The sequence below is a fragment of the Stenotrophomonas sp. STEN035 genome (assembly GCF_056759935.1).
Genome location: NZ_JBRRDY010000012.1, coordinates 76,403 through 93,586 on the forward strand (window position 1 = coordinate 76,403; position 17,184 = coordinate 93,586).

Below are 17,184 nucleotides of genomic sequence, written 5' to 3' on the forward strand. Positions count from 1 at the left end.
TGCTGGTTGCCGCTGCCGATGGTTGCGCGGCGGTCATCCACTGGTGGCGACGGGGGTCGGCCCGGCGCGTACCGCGTAGGCAAGCCGGCCAGAGGTTTCGTCGATCCCATGAGTGACATCCAATCCTTGACCGCGCAGGCGCTGGCCGATGTGGCCGCGGCGCAGAGCCCGGAAACGCTGGAAAACCTGCGTGTTTCGCTGTTGGGCAAGAGCGGCAGCATCACTGCCCAGCTCAAGCAGCTTGGCGCATTGCCGGCCGACGAGCGCAAGGCAGCGGGCGAGGCGATCAATATCGCGCGCGATGCAGTGTCCTCCGCGTTGGGTGAGCGCAAGACGCTGCTGGAAAACGCCGCGCTGGACGCACGCTTGGCTTCTGAAAGCATCGATGTCACCTTGCCGGGCCGCCATGGCGAGCGCGGCGGCCTGCATCCGGTAACGCGCACCCTGGAGCGCATCACCGAAATCTTCGCCCGCCTCGGTTACGAACTGTCCGAAGGCCCGGAAATCGAAGACGACTGGCACAACTTCGAGGCACTGAACTTCCCGCCGCACCACCCGGCGCGCGCCATGCACGACACCTTCTACTTCGGCGACGGCCGCCTGCTGCGCACGCATACCTCGGGTGTGCAGGTGCGCTACATGGGCGACCACAAGCCGCCGCTGCGCATGATCGCGGCCGGCAAGGTGTACCGCAGCGACAGCGACCAGACCCATTCGCCGATGTTCCATCAGGTCGAAGGTCTGCTGGTGGACGAGCACTCCAACTTCGCCGACCTCAAGGGCACCTTGTCCGAGTTCGTGCGAGCGTTCTTCGAGCGCGATTTCGAGATGCGTTTCCGCCCGAGCTACTTCCCGTTCGTGGAGCCGGGTGCGGAAGTGGATATCGCCTGGCAGCAGCCCGATGGCAGCACCCGCTGGCTGGAAGTGCTGGGCTGCGGCATGGTCCACCCGAACGTGTTGAAGTCGGTAGGCATCGATCCGGAGCGCTACACCGGCTTCGCCTTCGGCCTGGGCGTGGAGCGTTTCGCGATGCTGCGTTACGGCGTCAACGATCTGCGCGCCTTCTTCGAGAACGACGTCCGTTTCCTCAAGCAGTTCGCCTGAAACGAACTGTGTAGTGCCGAGCCATGCTCGGCAGTTTTTAAACGTTGACCAACCCCAGGCGCAAAGCGCCGGGTATCAACAAAAAAACCGCAACGGGAGGCGCGCCTCCCATCAAGGTAAATACATGAAATTCTCTGAAAGCTGGCTGCGCAGCCACGTACCGACCACCGCATCGCGCGACGAACTCAGCGCCGTGCTGACTGCCATCGGTCTGGAAGTCGAAGAAGTCACCGCGCTGGGCGCAGGCTTGGACAACGTGGTGGTAGCGCGCATTGTCGAAGCCACCCGTCATCCGGAAGCTGACCGTCTGCAGATCTGCAAGGTCGATGCAGGCCAGGCCGAACTGCTGCAGATCGTCTGCGGCGCGCCGAATGCGCGTCCGGGTCTGGTCGCGCCGCTGGCAATGGTTGGCGCGCAGATCGGCGAGCTGAAGATCAAGCCGGCCAAGCTGCGTGGCGTGGAATCCAACGGCATGCTGTGCTCGGCCAAGGAGCTGGGCCTGGACAACGACGCTTCCGGCCTGCTGGAACTGCCGGACGACGCACCGGTTGGCACCGCGCTGGTCGAGTATCTCGGCCTGCCGGACGCCAGCATCGAGATCAAGCTGACCCCGAATCGCGCTGACTGCTTCAGCGTGCGCGGCATAGCCTTCGATGTGGCTGCGGCTACCCGTAGCGAAGTGAAGCCGTTCGCCGCCGATGCCGTACCGGCACAGGGTGCACGTGAACTGAGTATCCAGCTCGACGCCGGTGCTGAAGCGCCGCGTTACCTGGGGCGCGTGATCGAAGGCGTCAATGCCGCCGCGACCACGCCGCTGTGGATGGCCGAGCGCCTGCGTCGTAGTGGCGTGCGTCCGGTGTCGCTGCTGGTCGATATCACCCAGTACGTGATGCTGGAACTCGGTCAGCCGATGCATGCCTACGACCTCGATACGCTGAAGGGGCCGATTGCCGTGCGCCGCTCGCGTGCCGGTGAAAGCCTCAAGCTGCTCGATGGCCGCGACGCGGCGCTGGATGACAGCTTCCTGGTGGTCACCGATGCCGACCGTCCGGTCGGCCTGGCTGGCCTGATGGGTGGCTTCGATACCCGCGTCACCGATGCGACCAGCAAGGTGTTTCTGGAAGCGGCGCACTTCGCCCCGGCGGCGATCATGGGCCGTGGCCGCAAGCTCGGCCTGCACACCGATGCCGGTCATCGCTTCGAGCGTGGTGTCGATCCGCAGCTGCCGCGTACCGCCATCGAATACGCCACCAAGCTGGTGCTCGACCTAGCTGGCGGTACGCCGGCTCCGGTCACCGAAGCCGTGCGCGAAGCTGATCTGCCGGTCGCCGCCAGGATACTGCTGCGTCGCGCCCGCATCGTGCGCGTGCTCGGCATCCAGATTGAAGACGCTGAAGTCGAGCGCATCCTGCGCGCGCTTGGCATGCAGGTCGAGGCTGTTGCCGATGGTTGGAACGTTACCGGCCCAAGCCGTCGTTTCGATATCGCCATCGAAGAAGACCTGATCGAAGAACTGGCCCGTATCCACGGCTACGAATCCATCCCGACCACCTTGCCGGGCGGCGCTGCACGCATCGCCATGCCGAGCGAAACCCGTCTGGATGACCTCAGCGTGCGTCGCCAGCTGGTGGCCCGCGAAATGCTGGAGACCATCAACTTCGCCTTCGTCGATGCCGAGCTGCTGAAGCAGTGGCAGCAGCACGAAGGCCTGGTTGCGCTGGCCAACCCGCTGTCGGCCGAGCTGGCGGTGATGCGTCCGTTGCTGTTGCCGGGTCTGGTGGCAACGCTGGGTCGCAACGTAGCCCGCCAGGCCGGCCGCGTGCGCCTGTTCGAAATCGGCCGCGTGTTCACCGCGCAGGCCGGCGAGGGCAAGCCTGCGCCGAAGGAAACCGTTCGCATTGCAGCTGCCGTGTGCGGCGATGCTGCCACCCTGCAGTGGGGCGAGAAGGCGCGCAAGGTCGATTTCCACGACCTCAAGGGTGATCTGGAATCGCTGGCTGCCGCTTCCGGCGCAGTCCTGGAGTTCCGTGCCTCGCAGCGCCCGTATGCACACCCGGCCCGCTCGGCGGACATCTGGCGTGATGGCGAGTGCATCGGCTGGATCGGCCAGCTGCACCCGCGCCTGACCAAGGCCATGGACGTGGATGCCGATGTCTACGCTTTCGAGCTGGACCTGGCGCCGCTGGCTGCGCGTTCGCTGCCGCGTTCGAGCGAGTTGTCGCGCTTCCCGGCGGTCCGCCGGGATCTGGCCGTGGTCGTAGCTGAATCGGTCAGCTGGACTGAGCTGTCGTCAACCATCCGGGCTGCCGCCGGCGAACTGCTGCGTGAAGTCGCGCTGTTCGACCGTTATGTCGGTCAGGGCGTCGAGCCGGGTTTCAAGAGTTTGGCTATGGGCTTGATTTTGCAGGACAAGTCGCGCACATTGACGGACCGTGACGTGGAAGCCGTAGTCACCGACGTGGTGACGGCGATTGATCATGGGCACGGCGCAAAGATCCGTGGCTGAGGCGGGATACAGGGAGCAGGCATGGCATTGACCAAGGCGGAGATGGCGGATCGGTTGTTCGACGAAGTTGGTCTGAACAAGCGTGAGGCCAAGGAGTTTGTCGACGCGTTCTTCGATGTGTTGCGCGATGCATTGGAACAGGGACGTCAAGTGAAGCTGTCGGGCTTCGGCAATTTCGATCTGCGGCGCAAGAACCAGCGCCCGGGTCGCAACCCAAAGACCGGCGAGGAAATTCCGATTTCCGCCCGTACGGTAGTCACCTTCCGTCCGGGCCAGAAGCTCAAGGAGCGGGTGGAGGCATATGCTGGATCCGGGCAGTAACCGCGAACTTCCGCCGATTCCGGCCAAGCGTTACTTCACCATTGGTGAAGTGAGCGAGCTATGCGACGTCAAGCCGCACGTGCTGCGCTACTGGGAAACCGAGTTTCCCAGCCTTGAGCCAGGCAAGCGCCGTGGCAACCGCCGCTACTATCAGCGCCACGACGTGCTGATGGTCCGGCAGATCCGCGGCCTGCTGTACGAACAGGGTTACACCATCGGTGGCGCCCGTCTGCGACTGGAAGGCGAGGGCGCCCGCGAAGAATCGGCACTGAGCAACCAGATCATCAAGCAGGTGCGCATGGAGCTGGAAGAAGTACTGCAACTGCTCCGCCGCTGAACTTTTTTGTGTGAAAACCGGTATAATCACCGGCTCGCCGCAAGGCGAAAGCAGTAACGATCGGGGCGTAGCGCAGCCTGGTAGCGCATCTGCCTGGGGGGCAGAGGGTCGTCGGTTCAAATCCGGCCGTCCCGACCAATTACTGATTTAAGAACAAGGGCTTACGGCATTCGTCGTGAGCCCTTTTTCGTTGTGGTCACTAAGTGTCCACTAATCGTCCACTATCGCGGCAACGAAATGCCGGTGCTGACGGCCTGCCATGGCGCTTCATGACCGCCCAGATAGTGTTCGGTCATCGCCACATTGCTGTGGCCCATCAGCGCCTGAATCTGCTCGTTCGTCCAGCCGGCTTCCTTCAGCAGGGCGCCGCCCAAGCTGCGGATTTCGTGGAACGTGGGCGGGTTGTCCATGTCGACGCCCGCTGCATCGCGTGCCGTGGCGAAGGCGCGCGACAGTTGCTCCGGCAGCACCTGGGTGTGATGGTCTCGGTCCTTGGCTCGCATGTTGCTGGGCCGCGCCTTCTCGGGCAGCCGGTGGATCAGGTAGGGCGACACCACGGCATCGCGACAGCGGACCAGCAGGTCGCCCAGCGGGCCGGTCGCAGCGATCTGCAGGCGGACGTTCGTGGAACCCTCGGTTTTCGATGGCACCACCCAAAGCGCGCCATCGCGTAGGTCGGCGAATCTGGCTGAAACCACGTCCTCGCGGCGCAACAGGGTCAGCAGTGACAGGTCCATAGCGTTGCGCACCCACTGTGGTGCGGCATCCCAGATTGCGCGGTAGACCTCGATGGACAGGCGCTCGCGCTTGCGGCTGTGGGAAAACTTGCGGGTGGCCAGAGCTGGGTTGGTGTCTATCCAGCCTTCCTCCACCGCACAGGCCAGAATCCAGCCGAGCACCAGCCGGAACTGCTGGCGTGCGCGCTCCGACTCGGTCACTTCCCGAATGAAGGTGGCGCAGGCCTTTACGGTCACGTCGGCAACCGGCGTTGAGCCCAGGCCAGCCTGGATTCGACGGATAACGCTTTCGTAAACCTCGGCGGTTTTGGGTGCCCACTTCCTGCCAGGAATGTCATCGGTCCGGAACACCTTGATGGCGTCGGCCACGGTCTCGCCCGGCGTCAGTACGGCAGCCACCAAATCGTTCCCCGGCATTAGCAGTGCATTGAGCTTCTTGGCCGCGGCGAAGGCCTTGGCCTTGTCCTTGCCCATGGAGTGCTCTTTCCGGGTTATCGGATGACGGTATTTGAACCCGTCACGGTGAGCGTAGAGGTTGGCCGGCCAGTCGCGGCGGCTTGGTTTGCGTGCACGTCCCATCATGGCAAGTTACGCCGCTGCCAAGACGCTGGCGACCAGATCGTCGCCGCCAGCCAGCCAGGCATGCTCATCGACGTACCACTGGCCGACGACCTTGGTTGCAGGGATCTTCCCGTTGCGGCACCACCGGCCGAGCAACTGGGCATCTGGCCGACTGTCCTCGTCGAAGTACTTTTCTGCCCACTTGTGGGCCAGCATCAACTTCATGCCGTCTCTCCCTCCAGCGCCGCGCGGGCGCTTTTGATTCGGTCTTCGTTGGCCAGCTCCACAGCGCGGAGCCGGATGATCTCGTTTGCGGCCGCGGCAAGCTGCTCGCGCAGGAAGTCCTTGGGCGGCTGCTTCATGCGCTTGGCCGGCTTGGGGAATAGCTGCGGGGCGGTCATCGGCGCTTCCTCGCGAACGGCGCCATGATCTTGGTGGCCTCGTCCAGATCGCCGCGGGCCAGGGCGATCACAGCCAGGCCGCGCGCCTCCCACATGCGGCGGGTCTTCGGCCGGGCCTTGTCGAGGTTCACGCCGGTCTTGCGCGCGAGGTCGTGGCCGACAGCGATGTGGTCGATTGCTTCCGTGGTGCTCATACGGCATACCTCGGCTGCGGCCGCACAGGCCCGAACCACAGGGAAGCCGGCTTGGCTGCTCGGGCAGCGACTGACGTGTTTTGGCGGGCCTTTCCGGCAGCCAGTGCCACTTCGACTGGGTGGCGCTTCAGTCTGCGATGCAATCCAGCCGGGCTGATCTGGAGCTCGCGCGCCCACTGTGAAAGGGTTTGCGTTCTTCCCTGGAACGTCAGGTGGACATTGTCACGCCTGTTGCTTGACTGCTGCTCAATCGTGGCCCAACGGCAATTGGATGGCTCGTAGTCGCCGTTGTTGTTAATCCGATCAATCGACAGGCCTGCTGACGGTCGTGGCCCCATATCAGCCAGGAAGTTCTCGAACGATGACCAGCGCTCGCAGACACGAATGCCGCGCCCGCCGTATCGATCCCATCCCCTCGCGGAAGGATCATTGCATCTGGCGAGCATTCCGACCCATGCCTGGTACTCGGCCGAATGGCTGCGCCCATGGATTGTGTGCGTGTCGTCCCACAAGCATCCACAGGACTGGGTATGTCCGGTTCGAGCATGAGACGCGAGAGTGGTAGTTTCTCCACCGCACACGCACGCGAAAAGCCATAGCGCGCCACCAGACTTGTAGGTGCCGACCCTGCGCACAGCGGTAAGTCGTCCGAAAATTTGACCAGTGATGTCGGATCGCTTCATCAAAGCCTCCAGGATGGATTGGGGCGCACAAACCCGAACCAGAGGTTTGTGAGGTTGTTCCAGTTAATCTCGTCGGGGTCGCGCGAGATCGGTGGCAGCGGAGCACGAAGCCTGCGCATGTCGTTGGTGCACGGCACGCACACGCCGGACCGGCCTTGCTTCCCCGCGCGGTTGAACTGCTGCAGCGGCAGGGAGCGGACGCATTTGGTGCAGGTCTTACGCATCCGACACCCCCTGCGGTCGGGCGGCGATGCAGTCGGCCCAAGCCCCGTGCCTGTCGAACGAATCGTCGATGCGTTCATTGCGAGGGTATGCCGCAGATAGCATTTCTTCCGTAGCGATCTCCGGCACCAGCACGAACCCTTCCAGCGCGGCGCGCAGGGCGGCGGTGATGGCCCACAGTTCGACTCTGTAGGTTTCCAGGTCAATTCCATTCCTGACGTTCAAGGCTTCGGTTGGGTGTCCGTGTTCGTCAAGTGCGAGTGCAAGCAACTCCCTGGCGCGCTGCTGGTCATCCATGGCGCACCTCCTTGCAACCGCAAGCGATCACATCGCAGCTCCAGCTACCAGTGAAGCGCGGCTCCAGCGTCAGGCCTTCAGCGATCCAGCGGCCCATGATCTGCCCGGCGTCCTTTCGGTCGCTGCGTTCCAGATCGATGGCGCCAACGATCTCGCCGCACTGGCAGCGCGCCACGTAGCCGGTTGGCTTCTTGCGCTCAGCCATTGGACACCTCCGCGCCGTGGCTGGTGGGCTGCTCGTCGTCGTCGGCCTCTTCCTGCCAGTTGTCAGGCTCCGACCATCCGCACATGTCGCAGTGATCGCTTCCGAGCGAGCCAAGGTATACGCCGCACTCGGGCCGACCGCAGTAGAGGCGGCTCACGCCCCCACCTCGGCGCTGGTGGTCTGCAATAGCGCTGCGGCTTCTTGGGGTTCGATCCATACCGGCTCACCCTCGGACTTCTTTGACAGCTTTGTCAGTTCGCGTGTCAGCCCTTTGAACTGCGCGATGCTGCCGCCCTTGGGGCTGGCGTCGATCAGGTCCGCTAGACTTTCAGCAGCAATGCGATATTTGCTACCCGGACCCCAGGTCATGCCGAGCTGCATCAGGGGGCGCAACTGTTCAAGGTCGATCCCCGGCGCTGCGGGGGCGAGGTATAGGGGCACGGTGAAGAACTGGCGCTGTGCATCGAGCCGCCCAGCGCGCATTGCGACCACGCCGTCAGCGCCGCCGTTATCCAGCTCCCACTTATTCACGTAGAGCGCCGGCGCTGCGGGGGTGCTGGCTACCTTCCGCAGTTCCATCGACTCGATGGCAGTCTCCAGCGATTGCATTTTCATCACGTCTAGATCGTAGTCTTGCGACAGTTCCAGCAAGCGACGTAGGTCAGCGATGCAGTTATCCAGCGCACGCAAGCCATGTGCGTCTAGATCACCCGGCGCTGCGGCGACGGGGGCGGCGTAGAGCGGGATGGCAATAGAGCCTGACGGTCCCCACTGCTGAATCCCTTCGATTGCCAGCGACTCCGAAGTGTAAAAATCGTCACCAACTTGCCACGCCACCGCCTCCTGCGCTGCGGCGGGCTGTGCAGTCTCGAATGCCTTCACCGCATCCGCGTACCCAGCCTGATAGCCGTCGCGATGCCCGCTTGCCGCTGCGGTGGTCATGTCTGCTGCGGTGTAGTTGCTCATGCTGCTTCCTCCAATGCGGCCAGGTCGATTTCGTCCACGCGGTCGCGCAGCTGGCGCTTTGACAGGAGAAGCGCGTGGGCGATGTACCTGGGATCGGTTTCCACAACGGTCCTGTGCTCAACGAAGTGCAGACGGCCAGTGTGATCGCGCCTGAAAATGCGGTAGATGACTTCCAAGCCATTCGCGTCCATAAACCGGCCCCAGCTCTGGCCCTCGTTGCGCTTCGGTGCGCGGCGGGTGAATCGGTTGCGGCTCATCAGCGGTTACCCCAGCGAATGAAAGGGATGTCGTCGTCTGCGAAGTCATCCATCGGCGTGCTGCGTTGTAGATCGCCCAGGCGCTGGTCGCGTACTTCCTCGTAGTTCTGCTGCCTTGGGCGACGCTGCTCCTGACCACCGCGCCGACCACCGTGGCCACCGCCTCGCTGGCTATCCGGCTTCCAGTCGTCCACCTGCGCATAGAACTTGCCGCCCTGTGAAATCTTCACGTCGGCGTTGATCCACTCGCCGTTCTGCTGCTGCAGCCACGCGATCAGCTCCTCGCGCTTGATCGACAGCTTGCAGACCAGGTATTCCGGCGCACCGTCGCGCGGTGCTTTGACGATCAGGCCGTCGATGAACTTCTTCTCGCTCATGCGGCCTCCGGTAGCGGCTTCTTCAGCCGCTCCTGGAACTCATTGACCAACTCGGCAAAGTCGAGCAGATCCCGCGCCATGGATTCGATGTACGCCTCGTCTCGCTTGACCACGCGTAGGAACAGGTGCTTCTCAATGCCTGCCAAGGCGGGGCTGTACATGACGAAGTGCCAATCACTGCGGCCGGTGATCCACATGCCGCCTTGCACCTGATCCATGAAGTCGGACAGGTCGTCCGCGAACCACAGCTTGCGGATGCCCTTGGCGGAGACGAGGCACTTAATCTCAAGGCCGGTGGTGTCGCCAATGAAGCCGTCTGCCGAAGCGCCGAAGACACTATCGTCCGTGGTCACAAAGCCGACCTGCTCAACCACGCAGCCCGTCTCAATTTCGTGGGCCGCCCGTGCTTGCGGTTCCAACTCATGGCCGCGATCCATCTGCCACGTCGTAAAGCCCTCGTCCATCAGCTGGCCGCTGATGCGCTCGAACGCCAGGCGGAAGGCGTAATCCTTCGCGGCTTCCGTGAAGTCGCCTTTGTTCGGCCCGGACTTCAGGCGCTCGCGCGCGACCTTGAACATGCTGGCGGTGATGACGCCACAACGGCTCTGCAGCCATTCGGGACTGCCTTGGGGGTGGTTGTAGGTGATCACAGCGGCACCTCTTCGGCTGCGACGGAGATATCAGCGACATCCTCGGCGCCGGCGTTCAGCGCGATGGCCTTCAGAGACTCATGGCCGCTGGTTCCGATCATGGCGCGCTGCTCCTTGGACAGCCGACCCCACGCGCCCTGGTACTCGTCCAGACCAGCCTCGGCAAATGCCTGCAGGCTGGCGTACAGCTTGCGGCGCTCCTCGGTGTCTTCCGGCTCAGATGGCAGCTGACGGGTCGCAGCAGCCGGCTTGCGCTCAGCCCGGACGACCTCACCCTCGATGATCCGCTCTGCCTCGTCCTGCTCGTAGATACCGACAAAGCCAAATGCGAGTCGCGCGCACTGGATCATGGCCTTGTGCCGCAGCATGCGGCGCGGGTGGGACTGCCATGGGCCCACATTCGGGCGGCGGCACTCAGCCATGTACTCGGTCACGCGCACCGGACGGCTGCGGTCCTTGCGATAGATCGAGCAGGTACAGCTGTCGTCATCCTGCTCGAAGTCCATGCCGTCGAACTGCTGATGCGAGTTGATGATTCGCGACCAGCCGTCGACGCCAACCACCGGCACGATGCCATTGTTCTTGTCCGGGAAGGCGTAGATTTCCTTGGTCCACGGGTTCAGACCGTACTGGTTGGCTACCACCAGCAGCGCGGTCATTTGGGCATCGGACACCTGGCCCTTGAACGCCGTGGCCTTCAGTACCGTCACCAGCTCCTGTGCGTCGGTAGCGGCCATGTTCAGCGACGAGGCGAGGTTCTTGGTTTGCGAGAGAACGAGACTGCTCATGGTGTGCCTCAGTAGCGGATGGCGACGGCCGGGACTTTGCCCTGCACGATGGCGGTGATGGCGGTAGCAGCAGCTTCATCGGAGAGGCCTGCAGCGACGAGGGCCGCAACAGCAGTGCGGTTGATGGTCCGGCGGTGCTCCACATCAGCGGCGCGGGCTTCGTCAGCCTTGCGCTGCGCATCGGCAGCAGCCTGGCGCTCGCGCTCGATGCGGTCGGCTTCTTCCTGGGCGCGACGTTCTGCTGCTGCAACGGCTTCGGCCTTCTCGCGTTCTGCGCGCTCAGCCGCGTCCTTCGCACGCTGATCGGCCTCGGCAGCCTCACGGGTTGCGCGCTCCTTCGCTTCGCGGGCCTCGCGTTCGGCGCGCTCAACAGCCTCGGCCGCTTCGCGCTTTGCCTTCTCTGCGGCTTCGGCCTGCAGGCGAGTTTCGCGCTCGACGCGCTCACGCTCGGCCTGTTCTGCGGCGACACGCTGGCGCTCAGCTTCTTCTGCGGCGCGCACAGCTTCCTCGCGGGCGCGGATCTCTTCTTCCTTGCGGGCGATCTCGGCGAGGCGCGCAGCTTCGGCTTCGGCCTTGGCGCGCTCTTCGGCGTCCTTGCGTTCCTGTTCCTTGCGCTCCTGCTCAGCCTCCCAATCGGTCAGCGGCTTGCGAACCTCGTCGCGCAGGGCGTCCAAAGTGTCGCGGGCCTTCTTGCGGGCCGCGTCGATGTCTCCGGTCTGTTTCTTCAGGTCAGCCACCAGCGCCTTGCCGGCGTCATCGATGGCGGTCTTCGAGCGCGCGACCTTGTACGCAACGGACGCGATTTCCTTGCGGCTGGCGACGGTGCTGAGATCGGGAACCAGCGTCACGGCCTCGGCGCGGATGCGCGCCAGAAGGTCGTCCAGCTTGCCGCCGGTGAAGACCTCGACGGCGTTGACGGATTCCAGGGGAATAAGGGATTCGGACATGGCAGTTCCTTCGCGGGTGGACAGCGGCGTTATGGGAATAGGTGCCCGTCTTTCCGGGCTGTCAGCGGCGCGTGGAGGGGAGGCCAGTTGCCGCGGTATCGCCCGAGGGGATGGGCGGGCGGATTCTGGGATCAGGCCGCGTCGGCCAGGTCCTTCTGCTGGGCCGCAGCCTTCGGCGGCGTCAGGGTCAGCAGGACGTCTTCGCGGATCAGTGCTTCGGAGAGCTCGGCCAGTTCGTCGGGCGTGACGTTGGCGGAGGCGGTGAACGACAGGCCGACGCTGCCGCCTTCCTTGGGCTCGATCACGAACTTCTTGAGCTTCACGTCGACCAGGACAATCGGCTCAACGCCTTCCAGCAGGCCATCGATCTGCAGCTCGTAGCCGAGGAATTCGTGGGCCAGCTTCAGCGGCTCCAGGCTCGGGAACTTTACCGCAGACAGCGGCGTGTCGCCGATGGGCAGATCCTGCTGCTCGCCCTTGCCGGGCTTGCGGAACAGGGCTTCCTTCAGGCCTTTCTCGATGCTGTCCAGCAGCACGTTGCCGGCGCTGGTGGTGAACTTGACGTCGGCTGCCAGCTCGCGTTCTTCGCCATGGCGCTGGTTGACGTTGGCGATGGCCGAGTCGTGCTTTTCCAGTTGGAACATGGTGATGCCTCGGTAAGGCCGGCCGGGCCGGCGGGGAATTACTCTTGGGCTGCAGCAGCTTCTGTTTCAGCAAGACGACGCATGTCTTCCAGCGCCTCGCTGTTTCCGCAGTAGAAGTCCGGGATGCGCTCCAGCTTCGGATCGCTGGCCATGTAGATCAGGGCTGCGGCAGCGGAGGTGCCGAATGCGTATTCCAGGGCGCGTCCGCCAGCGCCAGCCAGATGCGTGACCCAGCCGGCGCGGCAATGCGTGGTGTCGCAGCTGTGCCAGCTACCCATATCGAGCGCCATCGGCTCGGACACGGCTGCGTAGACGGCCTGGTGAATGTTCGGGATGACAACGGGGCATGCAGTGCCGTCGGCATCGCTCAGGACGGCATCGCTCAGGACGGCACCGCTCAGGACGGCATCGCTCAGGACGGCACCGCGCAGGACGGCACCGCGCAGGTCGGCATCGCTCAGGACGGCACCGCGCAGGTCGGCATCGCTCAGGACGGCACCGCGCAGGTCGGCATCGCTCAGGACGGCACCGCGCAGGACGGCATCGCTCAGGACGGCACCGCTCAGGACGGCATCGCGCAGGACGGCATCGCTCAGGACGGCATCGCTCAGGACGGCACCGCTCAGGACGGCACCGCTCAGGACGGCACCGCCGGCTACCGCTGACTTCACGGCAAACCCAAGCTGCAGGCCATAAGACTTGCCAGCGACTTCGGCCGACAGTTCGCAGCTGTACTGGACGTTGCCCGTCCAGCGATTCTTGATTTCGAACTTCATGGTTCTTCCTTGTTGGCGGGTACTGCAGGGAATCAGCGGATGTCGCGCTTGCTCTGCGGCGGGAAGCCACCGCGCGGGCGGATGAAGGAGGTCTGGTGCGGACGAATACGGCGCCACTGCTTGAAGGCGTGCTTGACCACCAGCACCAGGAACACCAGCACCACCACAGCGATGGGCAGCAGCAGCGAGTCGGCGCGAACGCTCCAAGCCTTGCGGAGCATGTCGGCGAAGAAGAACAGCGCCGTCGTGTAGACGAACAGGCGGATCATTCGTCACCGTCCTGCGCGCAGATGCCGTGCTCAGCTTCGAGACGGGCTTCGCAGTCGGGGCAGGGATAGCCACCCTCATCGGGCTGGTAGAAGCTCGGGCCGCCGATCCAGCCAGAGCCGCCGCAGCAATCACATGCCAGCGGGTCAGGCGTCTTGATGGGAGGGAACACGACAGCTGCTATCTCGCTGGCAGAGGGGATGCGTGGAATCACGACAGGCCCTCCGCGATCACCAGAAGACGCAGCGGAACGAACAGCACTGCAGCTGCAGCGACGATCAGCCAGCCCATGTAGAGCAGGGCGTCGTACTGACGCGACTTGGCGAAGCAGTGCAGCCAGGCATTGAAGCGGCGCATGCTCATGCAGCACCTCGCACGCGGGAGAGGGCGGCGCGCGCAGCGATGAGTCGCTTGCGATCTTCCATGCGCTCAGCCCTATCCAGCGGGGAGCCTGCGCGGCAATAGGCCTGTTCAAGACCTTCCAGCGCATTAATAAGCTCGGCGACGCCTGCGCGTGACACAAAGCAGGTTGCGCATGGCGTGATGAAAACGCGGCGGTCCTTGCGCTCGTATGGGTTGTCATGGTCGAGCGCGCCTTGCGACGCGCGGCTCTCGGTGAGGTAGGCGTTCGATGGGAGCGCTTCGCCGCAGCACGGACACAGCGCCGTAATCGAAACCTTGATCTCGTAGCCGCTCATGCCGCACCCCCTGTTGCCTTTTCTATTGCGGCGATCTGATCGCCCCACTCGGATACGAAGTCTCGGCAGTCGCTGCTCTCCAGCCATTGGCGCTGGACCTGTTCGTGGTCGCCGCTGGGGCTGTTGGATTCCAGCCAGCCCTCGAAGACTCGCTGTTCTGCGTCTTTGACCTTGGCGCTCAGCGCCTCCAGCAGCTCCGGCGCGGCGGCGATCAGGCGGGCGTTAGCTGCAGTCTGGCCAGTGGCACTGAAGTAGCCCGTAGTTGAAGCGACCGGATACTGCGAGCCTTTCGGGTAGATCAGGCCCTGCATGCCGAACTCGTTCCTGAGCTCCCACGGCCCCGACGTGTGCTTGTTGGCGGTCATGCTTGTGCCCCCGTCTTGCTGCGGACGAGCTCGCGCTCATCGAAGGTCAGAAGGTGTGGTGCGGCAGCCGCCAAACGCCTTGCCTGCTCCGCTTGATCCGGGTGGTAGCTATTCCGTGCAAGCTCGGTCAGGTCTCCGCCGTAGGCCGAAACGGCAGCCTCGATGACGCTGGTGACGGATCGGAACTGCTGACGCGCAACTAGATCCAGTGCCCAGCGCAGCTCCGGGGTGATGCGCACCGACAGGACGCTGCCTTTGGCGCTCATGCGGCCACCGCCTGCAGACCTTCCGGGTCGTGGTCGTCGTGCTCAGGGAAGCGCTTGTAGCCCTCTTCCGTCGCGTCAGATTCGGCATCGCGCTTGATGCGTGCTTGGGCCACCGACGTGATCTCACGGAACAGGGACAGGCCCGCTTCGGCCATGCCGCAATCGGTCTGTGCGAGGTCGAACGCAGCGCGGAAGCGGGCCATCGACTTCAGCAGGGCTTCGCCGTCGTCCTCGTAGCCGATGAACTCACTGATGGCGTCGGCCACCTGATCCTCATCGGCCAGGCGCTGCTCGGTCAGTTCTGCGGTGCGCTCGGCGACGAACTCAGCCCGGGCTCGCTCACGGGCGCTGATCCGGTCGTCGGTGGTCTTCCAGTGATCGTAGGCCGTAGCCATGTCTCTTGCCCCGTATGGCCCGGGTGGGCCGACGGGATTTAAGGTAGCAATGCTATTCGTCATTCGCAATAGCAATGCTACTTTTCTGGGCAAAAAAATACTGAACGGATTCTGGTGCGTTCAGGTTTTAGTGGGTCGGGCTGAAAGCCCCATGACCCTGAGGCGTTGCGATTAAGTGAAGTGGAGAACCAGTGCGATGGTGGTAACGCCGACCCACGCAGCATGGACGATGCCGGGAATGCGAATCGACTGGACGGTCCAGTGCGGCGCAGGGACCGTGCTTACGAATTTCCAAAAATCGTCTTGGGTGTCGTCCGCATAGAAGCGGCGCTCATCGGCACCGGATGACAGAAGGACCGCCTGACCGGACGAATAGACATACGCACACCAGTACTTAAAGCGGCGCCCCGGGAAGTGCAGAACGACGGCGTCCTCAGCTCTCCCCACCGGCTGAATCTCGTAGCCAGCGGCCATCAGCGCCGTTAGGCGTTCAATCGCATAGTTTGCGTGTTCCATCACCCTTCCTAGCTGTACCTGGATCGCAGCAATCCCGCATCCTCGAAGCTCACGCCATCGCGCATGCACTCTTGAGCTCGCTCAAGATCCTTATGGAGCTGGACAAGCGAGTCGTCATCCAATTGCTCGATACCAGCTAGCCCAAAGGCTGCCTGATCGATGATGTGCTGCATCGAGCTTCCCCACCGCCTCCGAAGGTGCCGGATCATCTTTCGGTGGGATTCGCGCTCTATCTCGCACATGCCCTGGCTGAGCGGAGTAGGCAGAACGACCGTCAATCGCGGTTTAGCCCTTGGCTTTAGACCGCCCTCGATGACCGACACCAGCCTTTTCATCAGTTCCTTGTCCACCATTTCCAACTCCCTCCCTGCGTTTGCGCAATAGGTCGGCAACTCGTGCGCCGAAATCGATCACATCAGCCGTGGTGGGGGTTGTGGGCAGGGCGCAAGCTAACTCGTAGGCCGCCACCGTCTCGCTCGGGTGGGTCTCCGGGTCGTACTCCAGTCCGTTCCTGCTGGCCACTTGCCGCAGCGCTGCAATCGATGTGGCCAGTTTCACCGCATCCAATCCCATGGGCTGAGACGGTGAATTTCGAAGGTAAGGAGCCACTGCGAATGCCCATTCCATTGAGATCGCAGCCGGATCAACGGCCAAGAGCTGCGCAGCATGAGCGACACGCCTAAGAGGAATGGCAATTTCCCCTCTGCGCCAATGCCCTACGGCCGCCGGTGTAATTCCCAGCGCAACAGACAGGGATTCCGGAGAATGAGGTGATGCCATCAAGGCAGAGTCAAAGCGAGCTGCAGCAGCTTGCTCATCGGGTGTCAGTTTGCGTCGTTCAGCCATATAGCAACGCTACCAATAGGTTGCAGGTTTCGGTGCTAGCAATGCTATTGCACGAGGCAAGTAGCAATGCTACTTTCCCAGCATGGACGCGACCCCTATCCAGAAAGCTATTGATCTCGCTGGCACGCAAGCCGCCCTTGCACGGGCGATTGGCGCTGCTCCCGCCTTCGTAAATCAGTGGGCTACTGGCCGTCGGCCCGTTGCTCCTAAGTACGCAAGGGCTATTGAGGAGACCTTCGGCGTCTCCCGCCACGAACTGCGCCCCGACGTATTCGGCCCAGCCCCCGAAGGGGAGGCGGCCTAAGTGCGCGCTCGAATCTTCCACGTCAAATACGCAGCATTGAGTGCCGCAAACAGGGCGGCGAAGTACATCACCGCCAGTCGCAGCGCCTCCGGATTGCGCTGGTGCGCTCGGGCGATCAAGAAGCAGTCCATCGTTAGCACGGCTAGCCATATGGCCAGTTTGATTCTGTATTTCGCCTCGATCTTGGTTGCCATCTTCGGTCTGCCTTGGTGGGTCTATGCGGCCAACCTCGCAGCCTTGATTGCAGCGGTGATCTGGCTCGTCCGTAGCTGGCGCAAGGATGCCCAGCGCCGCAAGCGTGGCACGGAAGCCGCCTGACATGCCCACCTCAGCGCCCCGGGAACGGCACAACAACGCCGGGCAGGGTGGGGCGCTCCCGTTTGCGCTGCTCGACCACGCGCACTTACCCGATTACCGACGCGGCTGATCACGTAGACCCGGCCGCACATCCGCTGAAGCGTTACGACGTTCGGCGCGTTCGTTCTTCCTGAATCCACTGGCTCGGTCCTTCGGGGCTGAGCCTTTATTTCGCCCTCCGGGCGTTGATCAAAGCG

At 63.4% G+C, this 17,184-nt stretch carries 29 protein-coding genes and 1 tRNA gene; 7 read left to right on the forward strand and 23 right to left on the reverse strand.

All coding sequences use genetic code 11. From position 1 onward, the window contains the following. The first annotated feature begins 108 nt into the window (after positions 1 to 108). The 5 genes from pheS (at position 109) to ACVOLL_RS08510 (ending at position 4,406) form a co-directional block, all read left to right on the forward strand. The gene (gene pheS / locus ACVOLL_RS08490; RefSeq protein WP_296253773.1) at positions 109 to 1,104 is read left to right on the forward strand and encodes a phenylalanine--tRNA ligase subunit alpha; all 996 of its coding nucleotides are present in this window, start codon (positions 109 to 111) and stop codon (positions 1,102 to 1,104) included. A gap of 124 nt (positions 1,105 to 1,228) precedes the next feature. Then, positions 1,229 to 3,610: a phenylalanine--tRNA ligase subunit beta gene (gene pheT, locus ACVOLL_RS08495; protein ID WP_481512493.1), complete on the forward strand. Its 2,382-nt coding sequence runs from the start codon at positions 1,229 to 1,231 to the stop codon at positions 3,608 to 3,610. Between the two features lie 21 nt (positions 3,611 to 3,631). After that, the gene (locus tag ACVOLL_RS08500; protein ID WP_054657702.1) at positions 3,632 to 3,931 is read left to right on the forward strand and encodes an integration host factor subunit alpha; all 300 of its coding nucleotides are present in this window, start codon (positions 3,632 to 3,634) and stop codon (positions 3,929 to 3,931) included. After that, complete coding sequence (locus tag ACVOLL_RS08505; protein WP_303746832.1) at positions 3,912 to 4,268, forward strand: MerR family transcriptional regulator; 357 nt, start codon at positions 3,912 to 3,914, stop codon at positions 4,266 to 4,268. The genes ACVOLL_RS08500 and ACVOLL_RS08505 overlap by 20 nt, the downstream gene beginning before the upstream one ends. A 61-nt stretch (positions 4,269 to 4,329) precedes the next feature. Continuing rightward, a tRNA-Pro gene (locus tag ACVOLL_RS08510) sits at positions 4,330 to 4,406 on the forward strand. An 83-nt stretch (positions 4,407 to 4,489) separates the two neighbouring features. Here the strand turns inward: ACVOLL_RS08510 and ACVOLL_RS08515 are convergent. The 23 genes from ACVOLL_RS08515 to ACVOLL_RS08625 all read right to left on the reverse strand — a co-directional run bounded on the left by ACVOLL_RS08515 (position 4,490) and on the right by ACVOLL_RS08625 (position 15,833). Continuing rightward, entirely contained in the window at positions 4,490 to 5,587 is a 1,098-nt protein-coding gene (locus tag ACVOLL_RS08515) for a tyrosine-type recombinase/integrase (protein WP_481512494.1), read from the reverse strand. 6 nt (positions 5,588 to 5,593) lie between these two features. Next, positions 5,594 to 5,791, reverse strand: a complete 198-nt coding sequence (locus tag ACVOLL_RS08520; RefSeq protein WP_312914446.1) for a hypothetical protein — start codon at positions 5,789 to 5,791, stop codon at positions 5,594 to 5,596. After that, positions 5,788 to 5,967 (reverse strand): hypothetical protein, encoded by a 180-nt coding sequence (locus ACVOLL_RS08525; protein WP_481512495.1) that lies wholly within the window; start codon positions 5,965 to 5,967, stop codon positions 5,788 to 5,790. The genes ACVOLL_RS08520 and ACVOLL_RS08525 overlap by 4 nt, the downstream gene beginning before the upstream one ends. Then, complete coding sequence (locus ACVOLL_RS08530) at positions 5,964 to 6,161, reverse strand: hypothetical protein (protein WP_481512496.1); 198 nt, start codon at positions 6,159 to 6,161, stop codon at positions 5,964 to 5,966. The genes ACVOLL_RS08525 and ACVOLL_RS08530 overlap by 4 nt, the downstream gene beginning before the upstream one ends. Positions 6,162 to 7,060: 899 nt before the next feature. Further along, the gene (locus tag ACVOLL_RS08535) at positions 7,061 to 7,363 is read right to left on the reverse strand and encodes a hypothetical protein (protein WP_481512497.1); all 303 of its coding nucleotides are present in this window, start codon (positions 7,361 to 7,363) and stop codon (positions 7,061 to 7,063) included. Next, positions 7,356 to 7,568 carry a hypothetical protein gene (locus ACVOLL_RS08540; protein ID WP_481512498.1) on the reverse strand — a complete coding sequence of 71 codons (213 nt, stop codon included), beginning with the start codon at positions 7,566 to 7,568 and terminating at the stop codon, positions 7,356 to 7,358. The genes ACVOLL_RS08535 and ACVOLL_RS08540 overlap by 8 nt, the downstream gene beginning before the upstream one ends. Positions 7,569 to 7,721: 153 nt before the next feature. Further along, positions 7,722 to 8,534: a hypothetical protein gene (locus ACVOLL_RS08545; RefSeq protein WP_481512499.1), complete on the reverse strand. Its 813-nt coding sequence runs from the start codon at positions 8,532 to 8,534 to the stop codon at positions 7,722 to 7,724. Then, positions 8,531 to 8,791, reverse strand: a complete 261-nt coding sequence (locus ACVOLL_RS08550) for a hypothetical protein (RefSeq protein WP_481512500.1) — start codon at positions 8,789 to 8,791, stop codon at positions 8,531 to 8,533. The genes ACVOLL_RS08545 and ACVOLL_RS08550 overlap by 4 nt, the downstream gene beginning before the upstream one ends. After that, a complete protein-coding gene (locus ACVOLL_RS08555) occupies positions 8,791 to 9,168 on the reverse strand; it encodes a hypothetical protein (RefSeq protein ID WP_481512501.1) in 378 nt (125 codons plus the stop codon). Before ACVOLL_RS08555 ends, ACVOLL_RS08550 begins: the two co-directional genes overlap by 1 nt. Continuing rightward, entirely contained in the window at positions 9,165 to 9,818 is a 654-nt protein-coding gene (locus tag ACVOLL_RS08560) for a lambda exonuclease family protein (protein WP_481512502.1), read from the reverse strand. The genes ACVOLL_RS08555 and ACVOLL_RS08560 overlap by 4 nt, the downstream gene beginning before the upstream one ends. After that, on the reverse strand, positions 9,815 to 10,606 hold the full coding sequence (bet, locus tag ACVOLL_RS08565; protein ID WP_481512503.1) for a phage recombination protein Bet: 792 nt from the start codon (positions 10,604 to 10,606) through the stop codon (positions 9,815 to 9,817). The genes ACVOLL_RS08560 and bet overlap by 4 nt, the downstream gene beginning before the upstream one ends. 8 nt (positions 10,607 to 10,614) lie before the next feature. Then, positions 10,615 to 11,553 carry a hypothetical protein gene (locus ACVOLL_RS08570; protein ID WP_481512504.1) on the reverse strand — a complete coding sequence of 313 codons (939 nt, stop codon included), beginning with the start codon at positions 11,551 to 11,553 and terminating at the stop codon, positions 10,615 to 10,617. 131 nt (positions 11,554 to 11,684) lie between these two features. After that, complete coding sequence (locus tag ACVOLL_RS08575; RefSeq protein WP_481512505.1) at positions 11,685 to 12,197, reverse strand: hypothetical protein; 513 nt, start codon at positions 12,195 to 12,197, stop codon at positions 11,685 to 11,687. A 38-nt stretch (positions 12,198 to 12,235) separates the two neighbouring features. Then, on the reverse strand, positions 12,236 to 12,973 hold the full coding sequence (locus tag ACVOLL_RS08580) for a pentapeptide repeat-containing protein (protein WP_481512506.1): 738 nt from the start codon (positions 12,971 to 12,973) through the stop codon (positions 12,236 to 12,238). Between the two features lie 32 nt (positions 12,974 to 13,005). Next, the gene (locus tag ACVOLL_RS08585) at positions 13,006 to 13,242 is read right to left on the reverse strand and encodes a hypothetical protein (RefSeq protein ID WP_481512507.1); all 237 of its coding nucleotides are present in this window, start codon (positions 13,240 to 13,242) and stop codon (positions 13,006 to 13,008) included. Then, entirely contained in the window at positions 13,239 to 13,412 is a 174-nt protein-coding gene (locus ACVOLL_RS08590) for a hypothetical protein (protein WP_481512508.1), read from the reverse strand. The genes ACVOLL_RS08585 and ACVOLL_RS08590 overlap by 4 nt, the downstream gene beginning before the upstream one ends. A 38-nt stretch (positions 13,413 to 13,450) precedes the next feature. Beyond that, positions 13,451 to 13,603, reverse strand: coding sequence for a hypothetical protein (locus ACVOLL_RS08595; protein WP_481512509.1), 153 nt, complete (start codon positions 13,601 to 13,603; stop codon positions 13,451 to 13,453). Further along, the gene (locus tag ACVOLL_RS08600; RefSeq protein WP_481512510.1) at positions 13,600 to 13,938 is read right to left on the reverse strand and encodes a hypothetical protein; all 339 of its coding nucleotides are present in this window, start codon (positions 13,936 to 13,938) and stop codon (positions 13,600 to 13,602) included. The genes ACVOLL_RS08595 and ACVOLL_RS08600 overlap by 4 nt, the downstream gene beginning before the upstream one ends. Continuing rightward, positions 13,935 to 14,303, reverse strand: coding sequence for a hypothetical protein (locus ACVOLL_RS08605; RefSeq protein ID WP_481512511.1), 369 nt, complete (start codon positions 14,301 to 14,303; stop codon positions 13,935 to 13,937). Before ACVOLL_RS08605 ends, ACVOLL_RS08600 begins: the two co-directional genes overlap by 4 nt. After that, on the reverse strand, positions 14,300 to 14,569 hold the full coding sequence (locus ACVOLL_RS08610) for a hypothetical protein (protein WP_481512512.1): 270 nt from the start codon (positions 14,567 to 14,569) through the stop codon (positions 14,300 to 14,302). Before ACVOLL_RS08610 ends, ACVOLL_RS08605 begins: the two co-directional genes overlap by 4 nt. After that, entirely contained in the window at positions 14,566 to 14,964 is a 399-nt protein-coding gene (locus ACVOLL_RS08615) for a hypothetical protein (protein ID WP_481512513.1), read from the reverse strand. Before ACVOLL_RS08615 ends, ACVOLL_RS08610 begins: the two co-directional genes overlap by 4 nt. 171 nt (positions 14,965 to 15,135) lie before the next feature. Further along, a complete protein-coding gene (locus tag ACVOLL_RS08620; protein WP_481512514.1) occupies positions 15,136 to 15,480 on the reverse strand; it encodes a hypothetical protein in 345 nt (114 codons plus the stop codon). 8 nt (positions 15,481 to 15,488) lie between these two features. Continuing rightward, complete coding sequence (locus tag ACVOLL_RS08625; RefSeq protein ID WP_481512515.1) at positions 15,489 to 15,833, reverse strand: hypothetical protein; 345 nt, start codon at positions 15,831 to 15,833, stop codon at positions 15,489 to 15,491. A gap of 575 nt (positions 15,834 to 16,408) precedes the next feature. On the opposite strand from ACVOLL_RS08625, the gene ACVOLL_RS08630 reads away from it, so the two are divergent. Continuing rightward, the gene (locus ACVOLL_RS08630) at positions 16,409 to 16,630 is read left to right on the forward strand and encodes a YdaS family helix-turn-helix protein (RefSeq protein ID WP_481512516.1); all 222 of its coding nucleotides are present in this window, start codon (positions 16,409 to 16,411) and stop codon (positions 16,628 to 16,630) included. Beyond that, positions 16,631 to 16,948, forward strand: a complete 318-nt coding sequence (locus ACVOLL_RS08635; RefSeq protein WP_481512517.1) for a hypothetical protein — start codon at positions 16,631 to 16,633, stop codon at positions 16,946 to 16,948. Positions 16,949 to 17,184 lie beyond the last annotated feature (236 nt).